The 20,819-nt window shown below is 55.3% G+C and carries 16 protein-coding genes, 1 other RNA gene and 2 pseudogenes; 11 read left to right on the top strand and 8 right to left on the bottom strand.

The annotated features are described in order from the left end of the window. Window positions 1–81 precede the first annotated feature (81 nt). From HBO41_RS18610 to HBO41_RS18630, 7 genes and pseudogenes are all read left to right on the top strand, one after another. Window positions 82–360, top strand: coding sequence for a hypothetical protein (locus tag HBO41_RS18610; RefSeq protein ID WP_017139272.1), 279 nt, complete (start codon window positions 82–84; stop codon window positions 358–360). 104 nt (window positions 361–464) lie between these two features. Next, window positions 465–861: a transfer-messenger RNA gene (gene ssrA / locus HBO41_RS18615) on the top strand. A gap of 381 nt (window positions 862–1,242) precedes the next feature. Beyond that, the gene (locus tag HBO41_RS18620) at window positions 1,243–1,503 is read left to right on the top strand and encodes a DUF6124 family protein (RefSeq protein WP_099547631.1); all 261 of its coding nucleotides are present in this window, start codon (window positions 1,243–1,245) and stop codon (window positions 1,501–1,503) included. A 120-nt stretch (window positions 1,504–1,623) separates the two neighbouring features. Further along, a pseudogene (locus HBO41_RS29535) lies at window positions 1,624–1,923 on the top strand (integrase); the annotation flags it as partial. A 7-nt stretch (window positions 1,924–1,930) separates the two neighbouring features. Then, window positions 1,931–2,218, top strand: a pseudogene (locus HBO41_RS29540) (hypothetical protein). A gap of 66 nt (window positions 2,219–2,284) precedes the next feature. Then, window positions 2,285–2,884 carry a Pycsar system effector family protein gene (locus HBO41_RS18625; protein ID WP_169987311.1) on the top strand — a complete coding sequence of 200 codons (600 nt, stop codon included), beginning with the start codon at window positions 2,285–2,287 and terminating at the stop codon, window positions 2,882–2,884. Beyond that, on the top strand, window positions 2,872–4,152 hold the full coding sequence (locus HBO41_RS18630) for an adenylate/guanylate cyclase domain-containing protein (RefSeq protein ID WP_262380426.1): 1,281 nt from the start codon (window positions 2,872–2,874) through the stop codon (window positions 4,150–4,152). Before HBO41_RS18625 ends, HBO41_RS18630 begins: the two co-directional genes overlap by 13 nt. 61 nt (window positions 4,153–4,213) lie before the next feature. On the opposite strand, the gene HBO41_RS18635 is transcribed toward HBO41_RS18630, so the two are convergent. The 5 genes from HBO41_RS18635 to HBO41_RS18655 are packed head-to-tail and all read right to left on the bottom strand — an operon-like array spanning window position 4,214 to window position 12,373. Beyond that, the gene (locus HBO41_RS18635) at window positions 4,214–7,336 is read right to left on the bottom strand and encodes a type I restriction endonuclease subunit R (protein WP_169987313.1); all 3,123 of its coding nucleotides are present in this window, start codon (window positions 7,334–7,336) and stop codon (window positions 4,214–4,216) included. Next, window positions 7,333–8,385 (bottom strand): PDDEXK nuclease domain-containing protein, encoded by a 1,053-nt coding sequence (locus HBO41_RS18640; protein WP_169987315.1) that lies wholly within the window; start codon window positions 8,383–8,385, stop codon window positions 7,333–7,335. The genes HBO41_RS18635 and HBO41_RS18640 overlap by 4 nt, the downstream gene beginning before the upstream one ends. Continuing rightward, entirely contained in the window at window positions 8,382–9,320 is a 939-nt protein-coding gene (locus tag HBO41_RS18645) for a COG2958 family protein (RefSeq protein WP_169987317.1), read from the bottom strand. Before HBO41_RS18645 ends, HBO41_RS18640 begins: the two co-directional genes overlap by 4 nt. A 1-nt stretch (window position 9,321) precedes the next feature. Beyond that, window positions 9,322–10,650: a restriction endonuclease subunit S gene (locus HBO41_RS18650; protein WP_169987319.1), complete on the bottom strand. Its 1,329-nt coding sequence runs from the start codon at window positions 10,648–10,650 to the stop codon at window positions 9,322–9,324. Beyond that, entirely contained in the window at window positions 10,640–12,373 is a 1,734-nt protein-coding gene (locus HBO41_RS18655; RefSeq protein WP_169987321.1) for a class I SAM-dependent DNA methyltransferase, read from the bottom strand. The genes HBO41_RS18650 and HBO41_RS18655 overlap by 11 nt, the downstream gene beginning before the upstream one ends. A gap of 684 nt (window positions 12,374–13,057) precedes the next feature. Here HBO41_RS18655 and HBO41_RS18660 point away from each other — a divergent pair. Then, window positions 13,058–13,318 (top strand): DUF6124 family protein, encoded by a 261-nt coding sequence (locus HBO41_RS18660; protein ID WP_169987323.1) that lies wholly within the window; start codon window positions 13,058–13,060, stop codon window positions 13,316–13,318. Window positions 13,319–13,504: 186 nt separating this feature from the next. On the opposite strand, the gene HBO41_RS18665 is transcribed toward HBO41_RS18660, so the two are convergent. Continuing rightward, entirely contained in the window at window positions 13,505–14,674 is a 1,170-nt protein-coding gene (locus HBO41_RS18665; protein ID WP_169987325.1) for an MFS transporter, read from the bottom strand. 230 nt (window positions 14,675–14,904) lie between these two features. On the opposite strand from HBO41_RS18665, the gene HBO41_RS18670 reads away from it, so the two are divergent. Continuing rightward, window positions 14,905–15,930: a hypothetical protein gene (locus HBO41_RS18670; protein ID WP_099547627.1), complete on the top strand. Its 1,026-nt coding sequence runs from the start codon at window positions 14,905–14,907 to the stop codon at window positions 15,928–15,930. A 127-nt stretch (window positions 15,931–16,057) separates the two neighbouring features. Next, a complete protein-coding gene (locus tag HBO41_RS18675) occupies window positions 16,058–17,491 on the top strand; it encodes a glycosyltransferase family 39 protein (RefSeq protein ID WP_017139290.1) in 1,434 nt (477 codons plus the stop codon). A gap of 15 nt (window positions 17,492–17,506) precedes the next feature. Here HBO41_RS18675 and HBO41_RS18680 read toward each other — a convergent pair whose 3' ends face one another. Next, window positions 17,507–17,995 (bottom strand): TIGR00645 family protein, encoded by a 489-nt coding sequence (locus tag HBO41_RS18680; RefSeq protein ID WP_017139291.1) that lies wholly within the window; start codon window positions 17,993–17,995, stop codon window positions 17,507–17,509. Window positions 17,996–18,157: 162 nt separating this feature from the next. Here HBO41_RS18680 and HBO41_RS18685 point away from each other — a divergent pair, with 162 nt between their 5' ends. Beyond that, window positions 18,158–19,981 (top strand): hypothetical protein, encoded by a 1,824-nt coding sequence (locus tag HBO41_RS18685; RefSeq protein WP_169987327.1) that lies wholly within the window; start codon window positions 18,158–18,160, stop codon window positions 19,979–19,981. A 358-nt stretch (window positions 19,982–20,339) separates the two neighbouring features. Here HBO41_RS18685 and HBO41_RS18690 read toward each other — a convergent pair whose 3' ends face one another. Further along, window positions 20,340–20,669, bottom strand: coding sequence for a hypothetical protein (locus tag HBO41_RS18690; RefSeq protein WP_099547625.1), 330 nt, complete (start codon window positions 20,667–20,669; stop codon window positions 20,340–20,342). Between the last annotated feature and the right edge of the window lie 150 nt (window positions 20,670–20,819).

Raw genomic sequence — 20,819 nt, forward strand, 5'->3', positions numbered from 1 at the left:
GCGAACGAGGCTCATCCGTGACCTCGCTGGCTGCCCCGCCTCGGCGCAGCATCGAGCCTTATTTGCTCAAGGAGATACCCCATGAAGCGTACTGCTCTTGCTGGCGTGTTCATCACCGCCGCGATGTTGGCCTCGCCTGTTTTTGCTGCCGGCGAGCCGGACCTGTGCAAAATCAACCTGGATAAAATCAACAACGGCCAAGCCCTGCTCGCCACCGACACCAGTGGCAAAAAGGGCGAAATCGACACCGCCGTGTCCCAGGCCAAAGCCGCGCACGCCGCTGGCGATGACAAAAAATGCATCGAGATCACCTCCAAGGCCCTGCAAGATCTGCAGAACGGCGACAAAGGCGGCCAATAAGCGGTTCACTCGCTGAGGGCCAACCTTCGGGTTGGCCTTCCGTGACGGTTTGGCGTACACTGCACAGGCTTGTCACTCACTAAGAAACAACGAGTTACAAGCACGGGGCCGTTTAGGATTCGACGCCGGTCGCGAAACTTTAGGTGCATGCCGAGTTGGTAACAGAACTCGTAAATCCACTGTTGCAACTTCTTATAGTTGCCAATGACGAAAACTACGGCCAGGAATTCGCTCTCGCTGCGTAAGCAGCCTTAGCCCTGAGCTTCTGGTACCTTCGGGTCCAGCAATCACCAGGGGATGTCTGTAAACCCAAAGTGATTGTCATATAGAACAGAATCGCCGTGCAGTACGTTGTGGACGAAGCGGCTAAAACTTACACAACTCGCCCAAAGCACCCTGCCCTTCGGGTCGCTGAGGGTTAACTTAATAGAAACGGCTACGCATGTAGTACCGACAGCGGAGTACTGGCGGACGGGGGTTCAAATCCCCCCGGCTCCACCAATTCGAAGCATCGACAAAACCCGACTAGTGCGGGTTTTGTTGTTTCTGAAGGCTGGAAAGCCCAGCCGGCGGGCCTTCGGACTTTTCCTTCAAGATGTCGCGCTGTTGATGAACTGGCGCAGCCCCCACCACAACGCTAACGTTCCCCCGTCGCTGCTCATCAGCGACCGGCTTTGACAGGCCGAAAAGTGTAACCTTTCACACCCCATGATTTAACGGCATGCTTCACGCATCCCGTCTCGTTCATGGCGGCTGTGCGTGGGGCATCTTCGGGTGCGCCGGGTTCCTACACTTCCGGTCTGTCAACCCGCGTACAGCTGCCACCCAATCCTGTTTGACAGCAGGGGGCGGCAGCTCCTTAAACAGTGTGGGAGCTTCATCATGAAAAAAATCACCCCGAATCCCCCAGCGAACCTTTTCACGGTCGCTCAAGATATCGACACCGAAACCCTCCTGATTCAAGCCAGCGAAACTCTGGCTTCGCTGAACGCTATCACCACTGACCTGGCTTTCGAACTGGAAGGCGAAAACCGTCAGAAGCTCTTGGGTAGCCAACAATTAATCGTGCTGGGTGAGTTATTGATCGAGCGGGTGTTGTCCGTACTTCACCCCACAACCGGCACGTCACCGTCCCCGCAGTAGCAAAAATACAAGGGCCGAGTCGCTATGCAGCAACTCGGCTTTAAGAATCTTCAATCCTCAGCGTACCTTCGTTCACTCGAAATAAACCTGGTGCCCCCCCCCCCCCCCCCAATTCCCCCATTGCAAATGGCCTTTCACGCCTCACCGGCCGCCAGCCGCAATTTGCTGGCCGAAGGTGAAAGCTATGCGACTTTCCTGCGGCAGACGGTGCGGCCCGCTCGCAAATTACTACAGAGGCAGGGAGTAAAGGGGTTTCATGAGTTGCGAGCGGCATATGCCTGCAAACGTTACGAGCAACTCACCGGCCACGCCGCTCCGGTCAATGGTGGTCCCTGTTATCGCATGGATCGCGTCCTTTTTCGATGGGCACGACAACGGATCAGCACTGAGCTCGGGCATAATCGGGTCGATGTGGTTTCGGTCGGACATGACCAAGCCCTTCGATATGGCGCTGTTCCTGAGCGGCGCATTGACCGGCTCGACAGCCACGCAACAACGACATCTACGGCAAGCCTGAATCATGCAAGCCGCCATTCAACAACGATGGCAGCGAGACAATCCTTGGCGCTGGCAACTCAAGCACATGCGATGGTTTTTCACTCAGCATCTGAAGAACCGCTCGGACGCCACTCGATATCACTATCGACTCACCGCTCTGTTAATCGAGAAACGAGTAGGTGCTGAGCGGGATGTTATTAACGCGCAACACGGTTAGGAAGCGATCGTTTGCACGATGTGATGCTAGGATGATGTCACCTATCATTATTGGAGATGCTCTAAAATGGATACCCCTGAGTTGAAGGCCTCCGAGGAGCGAGGAAAGGTCAGCGATGAGCAAAAGCTTCGGATGTCTAGCCTTTGGGACAGCCTAAAAAGATTTGACGCATACATTGGGACAGTGAATTTCAAAAGTGGGTTATTAACGACTCTAAACGCAGCAATATTCGGCGGCGTTGTTCTCAAGGCAGACAGCTTCATTCAGAAGGAAAGCCATTATCTATACTTATTAATTTTCATCCTAACAATAATAACGCTTCTTTCGCTATTAAGTATTTACTACGTAATCAAAAGCATCTGGCCCAATTTAACAAGTGCCAGCACTGGCCCCAGGGGGACTGAGCCTCATTCAATATTTTTCTTTGGCTCTATTGCCAAAAACTTCACCGCTTCTGAATTTGCGAACTCCGTCAAGATAAAAAACGCCGACGAGCTTGAACGTGACTTGTCAATTCAGGTCCATGAAGTTGCCATTATAACAAATTTAAAATTCAAAATAATTTCCAAGGCAGCAAACCTAACCAAATGGAACCTTGTGGCTCTGCTTACCTTTGGTTTAATTCAAACACTTGAAGTCGCAGGATATTATATATGTCACGGATGAATAAAATATTTGGCTCCTTTGAAATGGATCCCACACTCACAAAATCAGCTCGCACTTTCGACTCTACACAATCACCGAAAATGGTGACAGAATCAGTATCACTTGAGTCAGTAGAGCAAATACATGATTACGGCATTCAAAACAATATACGCAAACTTTATGGCAAACCTGGTATAAAAAACGCTGTAATTGGCGGACATCCAGACTTCGACCATTTAGTCGAATCAGGCGAATGGCAGAAGGGCTTTGTAACATCACTATTCGTTGACATACAAGGTTCAACCCGACTAGGGGTATACTATTCACCGGAAATGGTTTTTTACTTCAAAAATCAAATTATAAAATGTGCTATTGAATGCGTACTTGCATTCGACGGCCACGTCCATCGCATAATGGGAGATGCCGTCCTCGCATTTTTTAGAGGTGAAGGAAATACGAATAACAGCGCAATTGATGCTATCAACTGTGGCGCCGTCCTTGTTCAATATATCCGCGAGGAAGTAGTTCCGAAGCTACGCGAACGCGGCTTAGCCGAGGATGTCGGGATTCGAGTTGGCATAGACTACGGAACTCACGAACAAGTTTTATGGGGAATGTATGGTTACGCTGGTGTATCGGAGGTAACAGCAACCTCCTTCCATGTCGACGTTGCAGCAAAACTGCAGCAGAGTGCTCCACGAAATCGAGTCATGCTTGGACAGTCAGTTGTTGATCTTCTAGATCTACACGATGAAGTCGTGGAAGTGAGACGCGCCACAAGTGCAGGTGAGAAAATAACATTACCTTATGTCTCCCCGAATTACAGAGACGCTGACGGTCGGCCGATGAACTACCGCCAGTATGTTCTTTCTCAGGACAAATACAGCGCTTTACTTCCGTATCCCGAGGATGACAATTACCCGATAAAAATAACTAGCACAATAAAGCGAGAGAAAGGTATACAATCAGATGAACACTACTACAAATGCTCGCGATCAGTGCCGTTGCATCAAGGCATAGAATTCAAAGCGCTCTTCAGGCCAATTACTTCATCTAACAAAATAGAAGTAAATTTTCGTGTCGAAAACAATGGAAAACAGGCCGGGATTGCTAACGACAAAGGGAATCATGCAACGCTCGTCAAAGCAATACAGCGCGATAACGGCCTCTATTTTGCTAAACGCTGGGAAGGAGCCTCCTATCTAGGGCTACATCATATGTTTGTATCCGTACTTGAGGACGGGGTCTTAACGTATCCTGAGCAAAAATACAGCGTATTCATTGGATAGATTGACAATCTGCGGCCCTCTCCTTATCACCCTTTGATCAGTGATAAGGAAAGGACTGTTTCTACAACCAACCTTCACATAGCATTGCTGCCTGGTCGAGTATCATCTGCGCCGCATCCTCAGCCTTATCCGGTGGATACTTGTACTTACGCAAAATCCTCCGCACCAGGATCCGTAGCTTAGCCCTAACGCTTTCACGACTACTCCAATCGACACTCACATTGGCCCGCAGACTGGCGGTCAGCTCATGGGCGATTTTCGCCAAAATTTCATCGCCCAACTCCCGTACAGAAGCCTCGTTAGTCGCCAAAGCATCGTAAAACGCTAACTCATCATCGTTCAGCCCAAGCACGTCACCACGTTTGCTGGCCTGGGCGAACTTTTTGGCCATTTCAATCAGCTCTTCAATGACCTGCGCCGTTTCGATGGAGCGGTTCTGGTAGCGCTTGATGACGTTGCCCAGCAACTCAGAAAACTTCTTCTCTTGGGTCAGATTAGAACTGTAACGGCTTTTGATTTCGCCTTCGAGCAATCGCTCCAGAAGCTCCACTGCCAGATTTCTTTCTGGAAGGTTGCGCACCTCTGCGAGAAACGCGTCATCGAGCAAGCCGATGTTGGGTTTCTCCAGGCCCACGGCCTCGAAAATATCCACAACATCACCAGAGACCACGGCATTGCCGATGATCTGCCGAATGGCTAACTCACGCTCTTCGTCGGTTTTTTTCTGCTGACTGACTTCGCGCTTGATCAGAATGACTTTAATAGCCTGAAAGAATGCCACCTCTTCGCGAACGGCTTTGGCCTCATCCAGCGTGCAGCACAAAGTAAATGCCTTACCCATGGCCAGCGCGTTATCAGCAAACCGCTTTTTGCCATCTTCCATTCCCAGGATATGGTTAGCTGCGCCGGCCAGTAGTTTGTGTCCGCCCGTGAGGAAGTCACCGTAATCGAAGCCATGTAGCAGACTGCGTAGAACGTCGAGTTTCTCCTCTAATACCGAATAAGCCTCGTAGGCATCCACCGTCGGCCGACCTTTACCTTTGCTGCCGGTGTACTCCTTCAGCGCTGCCTTCAGCTCGTTGGCAATGCCGATGTAGTCCACCACCAGACCACCCTGCTTGTCCTTGAAGACACGGTTAACCCGGGCAATGGCCTGCATCAGGTTGTGGCCCTTCATGGGTTTGTCCACGTACAAGGTATGAACGCAAGGTGCATCAAACCCGGTCAGCCACATGTCGCGGACAATCACAAGCTTGAGGGGATCCAGTGGATCTTTGAAACGCTTCTCCAAGCGCTTTTTGACCTGCCCAGAATAGATATGCGGTCGCAGCAAAGCCTTATCAGACGCGCTGCCAGTCATCACGATCTTGATCGCACCTTTCTCCGGATCCTCGTCGTGCCACTCAGGACGCCGAGCGACGATCTCGTTGTATAGGTGCACGCAAATCTCGCGACTCATGGCTACCACCATGGCTTTGCCGGGCATCTGTTCCATACTGACCAAACCCAGATTACGCGCCTCAAAGTGCGTGATCAGATCCGACGCAATGCTCTGAATCCGTGGTTCTGCCCCTACGACTTTTTCCAACGCGGCCCAACGGCTTTTCAGTCGCGACTGCTGGTCGTCTTCTTCATCTTCTGCCAGCTCATCGACCTGATCGTCGATCGTAGGTAGCTCACTCTCTTTCAGCGAAAGTTTGGCCAAGCGCGATTCATAGTAGATGGCGACGGTCGCCCCATCTTCAGTCGCCTGCTGCATGTCATAGACGTGAATGTACTCACCAAAAACCGAGCGCGTGTCGCGGTCCTCACCGGATACTGGAGTACCAGTGAAAGCGACAAAAGTGGCGTTCGGCAGCGCATTGCGCAGGTGATGAGCAAAACCAACCTGATAACGCGCTTTGCTCTCAGCAACCTGAAGCCCCGTGGGTACTTTCAGCTCAGCGTTAAAACCATATTGAGTGCGATGAGCCTCATCGGCGATAACAACAATGTTTGGCCGCAAGGACAATACCGGGAAGCTGTCTTCATCGACTCCAGGCATAAACTTCTGGATGGTCGCGAACACGATACCGCCACTAGGACGGTTGGCCAGTTTGGCACGCAAGTCCCCACGCGATTCCACCTGAACGGGTTGCTCACGCAGCAAATCCTGGGACAACGAGAACACCCCGAATAACTGACCATCCAAATCGTTGCGGTCAGTGATCACCACAATGGTTGGGTTTTCCATCGCAGCTTCCTGCATCACCCGAGCCGCAAAACACGTCATGGTGATGCTTTTACCCGAACCTTGCGTATGCCAGACAACCCCGCCCTTATGACTACCGCCGGGACGCGATGCCGTCACTACCTGCTGAATGGCAGCGCGAACGGCGTGGAACTGGTGATAACCAGCAATTTTCTTTACCAGGCGGCCGTCGTCTTCGAACAACACGAAGTAACGCAGGTAGTCGAGCAACATCTCTGGCACCAGAGCACCGCGTACCAATGTCTCCAGCTCATTGAATTGCCCCAATGGGTCGAGGTCCTGGCCGTCGATGGTCCGCCAGTTCATGAAGCGCTCGAGATCCGCCGATAATGAACCCATGCGGGCTTCACTACCGTCGGAAATCACCAGGATTTCGTTGTATTGGAACAGGTCCGGAATCTGCTCTTTATAGGTCTGGATTTGATCAAAGGCTTTACCCAGATCAGCCTTCACATCTGCAGGATTTTTCAGTTCGAGCAATACCAACGGCAGCCCGTTAACGAACAAGATGATGTCCGGACGCCGAGTGTGTTTCGGCCCCTGGATACTGAACTGATTGACCGCCACCCAGTCATTGGCCTTCACATCCGCCCAATCGATCAGGCGAACGAAGTCGCCTCTTGTTTCACCGTCTTTCTGATACTGCACGGGTACACCGCCGACCAGCAGGCGATGGAACAAGCGGTTAGCCGACAACTGCACCGGCAGCCCCAACTCAAGTACCTGCTTCAATGCATCCTCACGCGCAGCTACTGGGACCTTTGGATTGAGCCTCGCCATGACATTGCGCAAGCGCTCGGCAAGCACCACCTGGCGATAGTTTTCACGTTCAGGTTGCTCACCATCATGAGCGATATTCGGCCCGTACAAATGCGTATAACCCACCTCTGCCAGCCAGCCGAGGGTTTCCTGCTCCAATTGGTCTTCGGTCATTCCAACTCACTTCCTGTGTTCAGATCACCGGCCAATTCGGCCTCAATCTCGGCAATGCTCGGCAGATTTCGACCCAGGGTTTCGGGCAAGTCGCGCAGCAATTGGTATTCGGCAACGCCGATGGGTTTTTCGATGCCCGACAAAGCGTACTCGGCCACCAGGCGGTTTTGCTGTTTGCACAGCAGCAGGCCGATGGTGGGTTTGTCATCCTCGGCTTTAATCTGAGCATCCACGGCCGCGAGATAGAAATTCAACTGGCCGGCGTGCTCGGGTTTGAAAGCCGTTGCTTTGAGCTCTACCACCACATAACACTTGAGGCGGGTGTGGTAGAACAGCAAATCAATGAAGAACTCATCACCGCCCACATCCAGGCGAAACTGGCGGCCGACGAAAGCAAAGCCTGCGCCTAGCTCCAGCAAGAAACGAGTGATATGACGGATCAGTCCATCTTCAATATCACGCTCGTGAGCATCCTCGCCCAGGCCGAGAAAGTCGAACAGGTAGGGATCTTTCAGGGTTTCGTGAGCCAACGCCGACTCAGCAGCCGGTAAACGTGCAGCAAAGTTAGTGACTGCCGCGCCTTGGCGTTGCTGCAAGCAGTTCTTGATATTCTGCTCCAGCGTGCTGCGTGACCAGCCGAGCAAGACAGTTTGCTGCGCGTACCACTCACGCTCGACAGGGCTGGCCAGCTTGGTCAGCAGGGTCACCACATGGAACCAGGGCAATTGGGCAGCAGGCTGCTGCCCAAATAGACCATTGGGGCAATGCTGAGCAAAAAACGCCATGTACTTGAGGTTACGGCTGGAAAAACCACGGATATCGGGAAAGGCATCGGAAAGGTCGCGCGCCAATCGCTCAATGACTTTCGCGCCCCAAGCGTTAACCTGCTGACGTTGCCTGATTTCCGCTCCGATTCGATGATACCGCTGCACCAACTCTGCGTTGACAGCCAGTGCAGCACGTTGCCGAGATTGAGCAATATCGACTTTAAGTTGAGTCAGCCAGTCGGCGTAGCCTTCGGGCAGTGCGGAAATCGTTTCTTTAGTCACTCACTAGCCTCCCACTCCTTGGTCGACACTTCACCGGTCTGGTGAAAACGACGTATACGGCCGATGAACTCGGCGAAGTCGCTATTCTCTTCAGTCAGTCGGTTGCACATATCCCAGTCGATTTCGCTGCGTTCGCGAGCAGGGATCAAAATTTGGCTTTCCACGGGATTCTGTACGTCGAGCTGTATCACACCAATGCCATGGGCTGAAGCGAGCATACGTAACTCTTTGAGCGTGCCGTCGCCCTCTACCGTCGCCGCCACCAAGTAGCCAAAATTTGCCCATGACGAATTGGATACAGCCTGAAAAAAGCTTTTGCGGGCGTTGGAGCGATTGAGCAGCAACTTGACCTCAAAGGACCACATGCGGGCACGGCGCTCGCCCTGTACACCGACACATTCGCGTAACTCGCGAGTCCAACCAGCGGTCAGATCTTCCAGCCCCACCAAATCGGGATGCAACCATTCATTACCCCCGCTGCCAACACGATTGGAGGAACGTTTTTCGTTAATCCGCATGGCGAACACCCGCTGCTCGTCCGTCAGCAGGTATTCGGCCAGTAATGGGTAAAGTGCGTGCTCACGCAACGGCGAGGGCTCGGGTACGTCTGACGTCGCGAGGGCTACCCCTTCAGCCGCCGCCACTTCAGCGTTGGCGTCCATATCCGACCAGTAATAATGACGAGGTCGGCCTTCGGTTGTTTTCAATTGAGGATGCATCTGTTGCCAGCGTGGGCGTGAACCCGAAATCTCCGCTACCAGTTGCTGTACCAAGTCACTGTCGGTCTGTATGTAGCTGGCACTGCCAGCTTTTTTGACCGCGCATTCAGCGGGAAACTGCTCGAAGATCCATTGAGCAAGTTCGCGGGCGGTTTGCTGGGTTTCGGGTAGGCATTGCAGGCGATCAATGACGCGTTGGCGGAGGTTTAGAGCCATATCAGATAGCCTCCGACAACATATTTTCGAGGGAGGCTTGCGTTTCCGGAGGGCGCAGTTGGCCGGAAATCAGGCGCGGCAGCAAGATATCGCGGAGTTGGGTGAGGATTTGGGCTTGGCGTTCGTTTTTAATCAGGCGCTCGAAAAGTGGCTCTGCTACGTTCGCGAAAGCGGCCAATACATCAGCTGACGGCACTAATGCCGGAATTGGCCGGAACGCCTTTTTGCTGATTTCCATAAAAGTCGAGCCATTGGCGCGTGCTTTGATCCCGTCCATGTTCAGTCGGCACCAGAACAACAGATACAACGGAGACAAATCGCCGCCGGATGGAATGGCAATATATCCCTGGTTCACCGCAATAGGAATTTGGGCTATAGCTAAATAGCCAATCGGTGCACGAGAAGACAGCAACAAAGTTCCCGCAGGCAATAATCCGGAACTCACTTTTGCCAGCCCTAATGTCGAGAGTTTGCGTTCAGTACCAAGCAATACTGGCGATTGCAACCCTGACAGATCTTTCGGTGTAGTCCAAGCATGTTCAGCTGGCTCCCAATAACTTGGGTCTTTTGTATTAGGGGTACCGCCTCCGATGCACTCGACAGCATCACCAATCGGCTTAACAAACCACCCTCTCGGCACGTAGCCCAGCTCGGTCTCTTCGAAACTGTCGGGAAACAGCGCCGCCGTCGCCGGGTCCAAACCTTCTGGCTCAAGCCCTTCAGCCTTGGCGTACACCGGGTCAAAATCGACAAACCAGGATTTGAACAGCGCTTGGGCAATAGCTTCCAAGGTCGCGTTGGTTTCGCGCAGCAGGATTATACGGTCGTCTAGTGCACCCAAGATGCTGGCAATCTTAGCCTGTTGGTCTAGTGGTGGAATGGTTAGCTCAAAGTTGGGAATATCTCGACAGCGCAGGCTGTCGAATACAGCGCCCACATTGATGAACTTGGATACCTGATACCACCATTGCGGACCTTTGAGTAACCAGCGTAGGAAGCTGGGAAGAACTCTATCGCCACTTGCTCGAAGTATCACAAGGTTTTGTCCTATCGCACAGTCCAGCCCAGCAGGAACATGAGCGCTATCACCGGAACTGCATCGACGTACGACAATGACATCATTAGCTTGGGGTTTGAGCTTTTTTGTCCAGTCAATGTAATCCGCTTGGGAGATCAGGCGAGCGCCATCAAGCGCAATATGACCATTCTTAAGTTGCGGTATTGCGATATACGGGTAACCCTCGTTGGCTGCTGGTGGTGTCCGATGGTCGCAGTCGATTAAAACAACACCTGCTTCTTTAAGCGTAAGGCTGCTCCACTCAGAATTCATACCCCAGCCCTCCCAGCTTCTGCCGGATCAACTGATCGAGCTCCGTGCCCTTGGCCAACTGCTCACCCAACTGCGCTGTCAGGTTCTGCATCTTATCGGCAAAAGCTTCGTCGTCGTTCTCGACCGCCTCGGCCCCGACATAGCGGCCAGGCGTCAGTACATGGCCGTGCTCGGCGATTTCGGCGAGCGTCACGCTGCAGCAGAAGCCGGGGACATCGGTATATTCAGCGATCTCACCGCCGACGTCCAGCGGCACCCCGCGCCAGTTGGCGACGGTTTGCGCAATACGCTCGATGTCGCTGTCGAGCAGTTCGATCTGCACTCGACTGACATTGGTACCGAGATTGCGGGCATCAATAAATAGTACTTCGCCAGGGCGGGCGACTTTTTGTTTTGCCAAAAACCACAGGCAGGCTGGGATTTGAGTGTTGAAGAACAACTGACCAGGCAGCGCGACCATCACTTCCACCACATCGGCCTCAACCATCGCCTTGCGAATCTCGCCTTCGCTGTTCTGGCTAGAGCTCATCGAGCCATTAGCCAGAACGATGCCGGCACGGCCGCCGGACTTGAGGTGAAAAAGCATGTGTTGCAACCAAGCATAGTTGGCATTACCTTGCGGTGGCAGGCCGTATACCCACCGAGGATCATCTTCAAGGGTCTTGTGCCACCAATCGCTAATATTGAACGGAGGGTTGGCCAGGACGAAGTCGGCGCGCAGATCTGAGTGCTGGTTACGGATGAAGGTGTCGGCCGGTTCACGCCCGAGGTTGAAGTCGATGCCACGGATGGCCAGGTTCATCGCCGCCAGGCGCCAGGTGGTAGGGTTGGACTCCTGACCATAAATGGAAACGTCGCCGAGTTTGCCGCCGTGGGCTTCGATAAACTTTTCCGACTGCACAAACATGCCGCCAGAACCGCAGCAAGGATCGTAGACCTTGCCGTGGTGTGGGTTGAGTACCGCGACCAAGGTTTTGACGATGCTGGCCGGGGTGTAGAACTGCCCGCCCTTTTTGCCCTCGGCACTGGCGAATTGGCCGAGGAAGTATTCATAGACCTGGCCAAGCAGATCGCGAGCCTGGTTGGCATCACCACCGAAACCAATCGTAGAGATCAGATCGACCAACTCACCGAGCTTACCGTCAGGTAGCTGGGCACGAGCGTATCGCTTATCGAGGATGTTTTTCAGGCTGGAGTTTTCCACCTCGATGGCAGACAAAGCCTCATCAATGCGCTTGCCGATATCTATCTGTTTCGCGGCAGCACGTACTGACTCCCAGCGCGATACTTCCGGCACCCAGAACACATTCACTTCTTTGTAGTAGTCGCGCTCCTCCAGCTCTTGAGCCAGTAGTTCAGCATCGTCACTGTCCAGATAGTAGTCGTCGCTAGAATCGGCAAAACGTCGCATCAACTCTGCGCGGCGGCCAGCAAAACTGTCTGAGATGTATTTGAGGAAGATCAGACCGAGTACGATGTGCTTGTACTCAGCAGCATCCATGTTGGCGCGCATCTTATCCGCAGTGGCCCACAGAGTCTTTTGCAGGTCCTGCAGGGTATTACTGGTTTGGTGGGCTGTAGCCTTGCGCCCAGGCTTCTTCTTTACCGAGTCAGGCTTTGGGGTGGCTGGACTTTCGCTCGACGAAAAACGAGCACGTGCCTGATTGAGCGCTTCTTCAGCAAGACTGCTGGCAGTCTGTTCGGCACCCTTTTGATCCGTCATGGATTACTTCCTACATTCGACGCAGATGAATTGCGCGGTAAAAATTGAAAACCCAACCACAGAGGTCAGGCGAAGATTGCCCGCATGATAACGGGTCACCACCTGTTTCGTCTGAGTTGTAACGACCAAGAGAACACGCACTACCTCGCAAGGCAGGGAATACACCGAGTCGGGGTCAGTCCAGCGAGCTTGCAAGGCGTCTAGAGAACCCCGGGCGATTCAAACGGTATTCCAACCAAAAAAATCGACCTGACACTCAGTAAAAAAATCAACAGCCTACAGAACGAATTCAGAATACCCCGGCTCCACCAATTCGAAGCATCGACAAAACCCGCCCAGTGCGGGTTTTGTTGTTTCTGGAGGCTGGAAAGCCCAGCCGGCGGGCCTTCGGATTTTTCCTTCAAGATATCGCGCCGTTGGTGAACTGTTCCCACTCCACCTACACGGCTAACCTCCTCCTGTCGCTGCAAAATCAGCGACCGGGTTTAGCAGCTCGGTTAATATCAAGGCCTGCAACGCCACCATCCGTTCAGCATCTACTGGACTACGTTATGGCGGCTGTGCGTGGGGCACTTTCGGGTGCGCTGGGTTCCTTGATTCCTGGTCTGCTAACCCGCGTACAGTCGCCACCCTCTTCGTTTAGCAGCGATGCCTGGCGACTCCACCAATCAAGGAGTTTGCGCCATGAAAAAAATTACCCCCAATCCCCCAGCGAGCCTTTTCACGGTCGCTCATGACATCGACACCGAAACCCTACTGATTCAAGCCAGCGAAACCCTTGCCTCGCTTAACGCTATCACCACTGACCTGGCATTCGAACTCGAAGGCGAAAACCGTCAGAAGCTCTTGGGTAGTCAACAATTAATCGTGCTGGGTGAATTACTGATCGAGCGGGTGTTGTCCGTACTTCACCCCACAACCGGCACGTCACCGTCCCCGCAATAGCAAAAATCAAAAGGCCGAGTCGCTATGCAGCAACTCGGCCTTGAGAATCTTCAATCCTCGGCATACCTTCGTTCAGTCGAAATAAACCCGGTCTGAACCCAACATCCACAGATTACCCCGCCCCACCACCTAAACAAAAAAAGACGTCCACAGACGTCTTTTTTTGTACCTGAAACTCGCCCCCAATCACCCCCGCGCCGGATCTCTACGCACCACCAACATCCCCACAAAAACCACCCCCACCACCCCCACCGCTATCATCAACCCATGCCCACTCACATAAGAAACCACCACCCCCGTAGCTATAGGCCCCAACACACTCCCCAACGTATAAAACATCGCAATCGCCGTCATCGCCGTAGAGACCTGATGCTCCCCCACCCGATCCCCCGCCTCAATCACCGCCAGGGTGTTCATGCCGCCAATCGCCCCGCCCCACAGAAACACGATGAGCGTCGCCAGCCAGGGAAGCGGCTGGCTGAATGGGATGGCGAGGGTGCCTAGCAGCAGGATCAATCCGCAGACCAGTTGGCCGATTTTGTAGGAGCTGCGGTCGGCCATCCAGCCGATGGGCAGTTGCAGCAGGGTGCCGCCGATGCCGAAGACTGAGATCAGCAGGGTCGCGGCGGTGAGCAGGTAGCCGGCCGAGAGGCTGTAGCTGGCCAGGAATGATACGGATGAGGTTTCGGCGAAGCCGGCGATAAACGCGCCGCAGAGTGCGGTGGGGATGACGCTGAATAATTTGCCGTGGCGTTTTTCTGCCGGGGTTTGTGGTTGGGTGTCGTAGGGTTTGAGGGTGAGTGCCAATAGGCCGGAGAGCAGGACGATGACGGCGCAGGCGTAGTAAGGCGCGGCGCTGCCGACGCCGAAGGCCACCAGCAGCAGCGGGCCGACGGCGATGCCCAGGCCCATGAGGGTTTCGTGTACGCCAATCGCGCGGCCGCGTTCATCTTTGGAGGCGACGGCGACGATCCAGGTATCGCAGGCGATCCAGCGCAGGATCAGGCCGATACCGAGGACAAAATTCAGCGCAAAAATCAGCACCAGGTGGTGGGTCAAGGTCATGCCGATCAATGCGCCAACGGTGAGCAGCGCACTGAGGATGTTGGTCTTGACCAGCCCCAGGTGGGCGAGCAAACGCGGCACCCATTTGTACAGCAGCAGGATCGCCAGCCACGAGGCGCTGACAATCACGCCGATCTTGGCCGGCTCCACGCCTTGCTGTTCCAGCGACAGCGAAAGCAGTGGCGTAACGGTGCCGATCTGCACGATCTGCGAGAGTGCCGAGAGGGTATTGATCTTGGTTAAGGCAAACCAGCGCTGTTTGTCGGTGTATTCGATGCTCGGACTTTCCATGGGTGACAGGCCTTGGTTAAGCAGCAGTAGAACGCCCGAACTGCCAAGGGGCAAAGTAGCGATTAGTACCCTGCCAACCTGCCAGGCACCAATATTCTTAATGACTAAGGATATAAAAACCGAGAGTTACCTTATCTAAAAAGAAGGTGTTTGAATCGCCCCAGGTTTCGTAGACACCTCTTTCCCATTACCCTGACGACCTTTATCAGACAACCGGAAGTCAGATACCCGTGCTCAAGCCCCTCGCCGTCATCGCCCTCGCCTTCACGCCCTTCCTCGCCAACGCCGCCGACCTCGCGGGCGTGTGGCAGGGCACGCTGGGTAAATCCGCCATCACCGCCTGTTTCAACGGCGCCGACGGCGAACAGGGCAGTTACTACTACCAGCGCATTCTCACACCGATCCAACTGACCCAGGCCAACGACAACGCACCGTGGGTGGAAGCCGGCAATACCGGGCTGTGGAAGCTGGACAAACCTCAGGGCGATACGCTCGCGGGCGCCTGGAGCAAAACCAAGGACGCCAAATCGCTGCCACTGGCCTTGAAACGCATCAGCACCGACGGCTGCGGCAGCGACGCCTACAACGCGCCCATGGAAGCCGCGCCGCTGCCGGTGAAGACCGAGAAAAAAAGCTTCGAAAACCACGCGTATCTGCTTAAGGCCCAAGGCGCACAGGTCACGATCAAGCTCGAGGGCGACAGCCCGGCGATTCAGAAGATCAACCAGCAACTCGCGGCTCTGGCCGTCAACGATGAGGCGCAGGCGGATTACTTCCAGGAACGCCGTGAGTACCTCGCACGAAACGGCTCGGGCTACACCAGCGAAATCGACGTCGAGCCTACGTATTGGTCATCGCAATTCATCACCGTAAAGTTCTATCGCTGGGCGGCGGGTACCGGCGCGCGGGGCATCAGTTGGGGGCTGCACTCCTGGAACCTGCAAACCGGCGAACGTGTTGACCCGTGGACCTGGCTCGGTGGCCAACAACAAGGGTATGACGTCTACTCCGGGCACGTGAAGTTGCCTGCCACCTTCAGCGCCTGGCTGGCCAAACAAACCACCACCGACGAGGGCTGCCCGGCAATCACCAGTTACGACAGCTTCGACCTGAGCTTCAACACCCAAGGCTTGCAACTCTCCACACGCGCCACGGGCGACGGCTGCGACAATGAGTTGAGCTTCACCTGGGCGCAATTGGAGCCGGTACTCACCGAGCCAGGCAAAGCGGCGCTGCCCAGCTTGAAACTGCCTTGAATACGGGGCTGAGCGAGCCGTACAAAAACCCCACACTCGTTCACGAAATGTTAAGAAACGGATACATATACTGACCGATTAACATGGCCGCTCCCCCGAGCGGTCCCCTGCTTCGGTAGCCAGAACCATGACGCGTCCCGTTCCTCTGCTGCTCCTTCTCGTTGCTGTGTTGTTCTTCTTCGCCCTTGGCAGCCATGAGCTGCAAGGCTCCACTGAAGCCCGCGTCGCCGGGATCGCCATGGCCATGCACCTGGACAATGACTGGGTGATCCCGCGCCTGTTCCGTGAACCCTTCCTGGAAAAACCACCCCTGAGCCTGTGGCTGGATGCTGGCGCCATTCGCCTGTTTGGCGGCACCAGTTGGGCGGTGCGCCTGGCGTCGGCGTTCGCCGGGTTGTTCAGTGTGATGCTGTTTTACGCGATGCTGCGCAAGTTCGGGCGGCCGCAAACCCTGGCGTTCTGCGCCGCGCTGATCCTGGCGACCATGGCCAGTTACTGGGGCAATGTGCGCGGCGTGGGTGAGGACTCATTGCTCAGCCTCGGCGTGACCACAGCGCTGCTGGGGTTCTACCAGGCCGTGCGGACTGATCGCGAAGGCTCAAGTGGTTGGGCCTGGGCGATGTTTACCGTCGGCATGGTCATCGCCACGTTGAGCAAAGGCGTGCTGGGCCTGGCGATGCCGGGCATTGTGATTTTTGTGTATTTGCTCAGCACCAGCCTGATGGATAAACGCCTGCGCATCGGCGACTGGCTCAAGCCGGCGTTGTTCACGCTGCTGGCGCTGGTGCCGCTGTTGATCTGGCTGGGCTTCCTGTTCCAGCGCGGCGGTATGCAGGCGGTGGCTGAAGTGCTGTGGACCAACAGCGTAGGACGCTTCAGCGGCTCCTTCGTCGAGGCCGGGCATTACGAACCGATCTACTACTACATCGCCAAGCTGCCCGAAGCCTTTTTGCCGTGGAATATCCTGGTGTACCTGGGCCTGTGGCACTTTCGCAAAAGCCTGGTGCGCAACCGCTACCGCCTGTTTTTCAGCGTGTGGCTGGTGGCGCAGTTCACCCTGCTGACCCTGGCGTCGAGTAAACGCACGGTTTATTTGATGGCCCTCACGCCAGCCGCCGCCGTGCTGGCCGCGGAATATGCCGGGGTGTTGCTGGAATGGCTTAAAGCCCACAAACCGGCGATTTACCGCTACCACCGGCGCGTGATCGTCGGTGCTTTTACCCTGGCCATCCTCAGCTATATGAGCGCCGCGTTCTGGTTCGCGCCAAAGGCCGACAAACGCGAGTCGTTCGTGCCGGTGATCAGCCAGGCCAAAGCCTTTCAAACCGAAGGCAAGGACGTGGTGCTGTTCCAGCCTAACGAGCGTATCGCCGGGGCCAGCGTGTTCTATCTGCAGGCGTACTTGCCGATCCTGCAGACCGAAGCCGAGTTGCGCAGCTTCCTCACCGCCAAGCCCGGCAACATTGCGTTGCTGGACCGCACCGAACAGTTGAGCGAGAAGGTCAACGTGATCAAGGAAATGAAGATCGGCCGCCAGCCTTACTACTTTGTGACGCAGTAAGGCTAACGCGGGGCATCAGTGCTTGGTGAGCTTGTCCAGGTAACCCATGGCAAACGCGGAGACCACGAAGGTCATGTGGATGATCACGTACCACATCAAATGCTGCGGATCGACGTTCTTGGCGTCCATGAAGATGCGCAGCAGGTGGATGGACGAAATCGCCACGATGGAAGCCGCCACTTTCATCTTCAGCGACGAAGAGTCCATGGTGCCCAGCCAGTTGAGCTTTTCTTTGTTCTCATCGATATCCAGCTGCGAGACGAAGTTCTCGTAGCCGGAAATCATCACCATCACCAGCAAACCGCCGACCAGCGCCATGTCGATCAACGACAGCAGCAACAGGATCACTTCCGATTCCAACATGGTGAAGATGTTGGGCAGGACGTGGATGATTTCCTGGAAAAACTTCAGCGCCAGGATCAGCAGACCCAACGAAAGCCCCAGGTAAATCGGCGCCAGCAGCCAGCGCGAGGCGTACATCGTATTTTCGATAAAGCGTTCCATCAGATCTCACACAGCCAGGCTAAAAATGGCCGCGAGTATACCAGCCGCCTCCAAACAGCTGGAACCACGAGAAAACTGATCTGTACGGCATCTGTAAGAGAATTTTTCTGCTAGTGTCGAGTCCTCTCACTCGGCTCGATGATGTCGGACAGGAAGATTCAGATGACGGATGTGCGATCCCCTTTGGCCACCCTTGGCCTGTGTGCGGTGTTGCTGATGGCTGGTGGCTGCTCCCCGAAAGAAGAGCAGAAGCAGGCCACCCTCGAAGAGAAAACCGCAAAGTTCGAACAATCGCTGGACAGCATTCAAGACCCTAAACTCAGAGACGCCATCGCCGACCTCGGCGGCTCCCTGCTGTTGCTGGAACGGGCGCGCGTCAAGCTCGCCAACAAGCCCATCGAAGCCGAATACGGTGAAGATACCCTGGCCCTGCTCACGCACTACCCCACGCCCCAAGCCTTGGTCGACACCTACATCAACGGCCTGTTCGTGCTGCGCAAAGCCTCGCACTCCGACTACCTGACCGATTTGCAGCCGGTATTCCCGTTCAGCTTCAACAGCCCCGACCAGTTCCCCTTCCCCCACGGCCTGGAATGGCAGTCGGTGACCTTGAGCAACAATAAAGTCATCCCCTTCCAGCCGGAATGGTCGGAAACCGACCCGGGTATCCAGTTGAGCCCCAGCAGCTCCAACCTGACCAACCCCGATGACTTGACCGTGACCTACCCGTTTATCGAAGGCGTCGAGACCGACAACAAGAGCCAGCCGCAGCCCGTCAGCCTCAAAGGCTCGGTTGAAGTGGTCGCGCCGGGCAAGGTGCTGACCTTCGACCTGTCGAAAAAAGACGTAGGCCACAAGCGCACCGAAGGCAATATCACCCTCAACCTGCTGTTGCTTGAAAAAAACTACGCCGAGATTGAACTGACCAACAGCGAACCGCTGGCGCCGGAAGTCGGCGATGAATCGCCCAACCCATTGCTGGTGCAGGCCCGCGACAGCACCGGGCAGTACCTGACCCGCTCGGGTTCAATCAACGAAAATGCCGCGCAAGTGGCGTTCTACGAGAAACAACTGGCCGAGATGCAAAAGCAGAATGCCTGGTCGGATGCCTTTGAAAAACAACTCACCGACGAACAAAAAGCCTTCGAGCACAAACAGAGCAGCCACTACGCCAAGGTGTATTTCAATGGCCTGATCGACACCCTGCAGGTCGATGTACTGGACTTCTCCAAAGCCACCCTCACCCGCAAAGACCTGGACCTGCCGGTGCAGCGCTTCGACAAGAACAGCCTGCAAAGCAGCGTGCAAGCGCTGCCGATGCCGGTCACCGTGTACGACGACAGCGCCGCCAGCTGGCTTAAAGACGCCGCCATGACCGAGGACCAGCTGAAAAAAAGCGTGACCATCACCCAGTCGACCGAAGACGCCAGCGCGGCGAAGATCGTGTTTGACCACCCGTTCACGTTCAATGACGACCTGGTCGGTGCTGATCGCAACAACAGCGACGCGCCCATCACCTTCTTCACGGCGGACGACAAAGGCGAGCGCGGCGAGCCGATTGAACTGCCCACCGAGGCCTTCGAGCTGAACGCCGGCAGCGGCACACTCACCTATGACCTCAACCTGTTCCCGGAAAACCCGGCCTTTGTGGTGGGCTCGGTGCCGCTGTTTTTGGCCACCATCGAAAAAAACACGATAGACGTGGCCAAGCTGCCTAAAGGCCTGTCGCTCAAGGACAACGCGCTGATCGTCGACCAAAAGGAATTCCCCGCCGACAGCTGGCGCTTCTACGCCAAGGACGCCACGGGCAAGTACCTCAAGGAAATCCTCGGCGTGAGCCACCGCGCCGAGGAATACGGCACGGCGCTGTTTGATGTGCATTACTTCTACGGCCAGCCGACCAGCCTGGAAAGCTACCAGCGCACCGAACTGAACACCGTGCAATACGGTTTTGAGGTCAAGCTGGATAAGCCCGAGAGCAAGTAACCCCGCCGATCGTCCCCACGCTCCGCGTGGGAATGCATCCCGTGACGCTCCGCGTCACCTGCCCACGGCTTGAACCTGCGCTGGCTGCGGGACGCGGAGCGTCCGGGGCGGCATTCCCACGCGGAGCGTGGGAACGATCATCACAGCGCCAATCGCCCTCGCCCGCCGTTGAGTTGTCGCAGATCTGCAGGTCATCAGCAGCGCATAGCCATGCAACGTCAGGCTATCGATCGTTCCCACGCTCCGCGTGGGAATGCATCCCGTGACGCTCCGCGTCACCTGCACACGGCTTGAACATGCGCTGGCTGCGGGACGCGGAGCGTCCGGAGCGGCATTCCCACGCGGAGCGTGGGAACGATCAATGGTGAGTATCGCTGACCGGATGCGAGCGCCCGCCGTTGAGTTGTCGCAGATGGGCCTGCAGGTGCAGGCACCAGATCTGCGGGTCATCGGCCAGCGCATAGCCATGCAAGGTCAGGCTTTGCACAATCGACTCCAGAATGGTTTCTGCCACGAATGGCCCATGGAAAGGGCCTTGGGACTTGATGGTGGACGGCTGCTCGCCGGTCATGCCGGCCGCAAACAATAAGGTCCACATGCCGTTATCCCCCGCGAGCGGGCGAATGGAGCATTCGATACGGGTGACCAGGCCCAGGCATTGGCGGGTAAGGCAAAGGTTGCGCGACATGGCGGCGCCCCTCGGTAGATCGGTGTTCAGCCTCAATCACGCGGGGAGGCTGTCTCTGTCCTGCGACTCCTGTGGATATCCCTAAAAGTCAGAATAGAAGAAAACCAGTACAAACCAAGGTTGTAGGGACCAACGGGCGTTGGTCCCTGA

The organism is Pseudomonas sp. WS 5146 (genome assembly GCF_012985495.1).
Lineage (GTDB): Bacteria > Pseudomonadota > Gammaproteobacteria > Pseudomonadales > Pseudomonadaceae > Aquipseudomonas > Aquipseudomonas edaphica.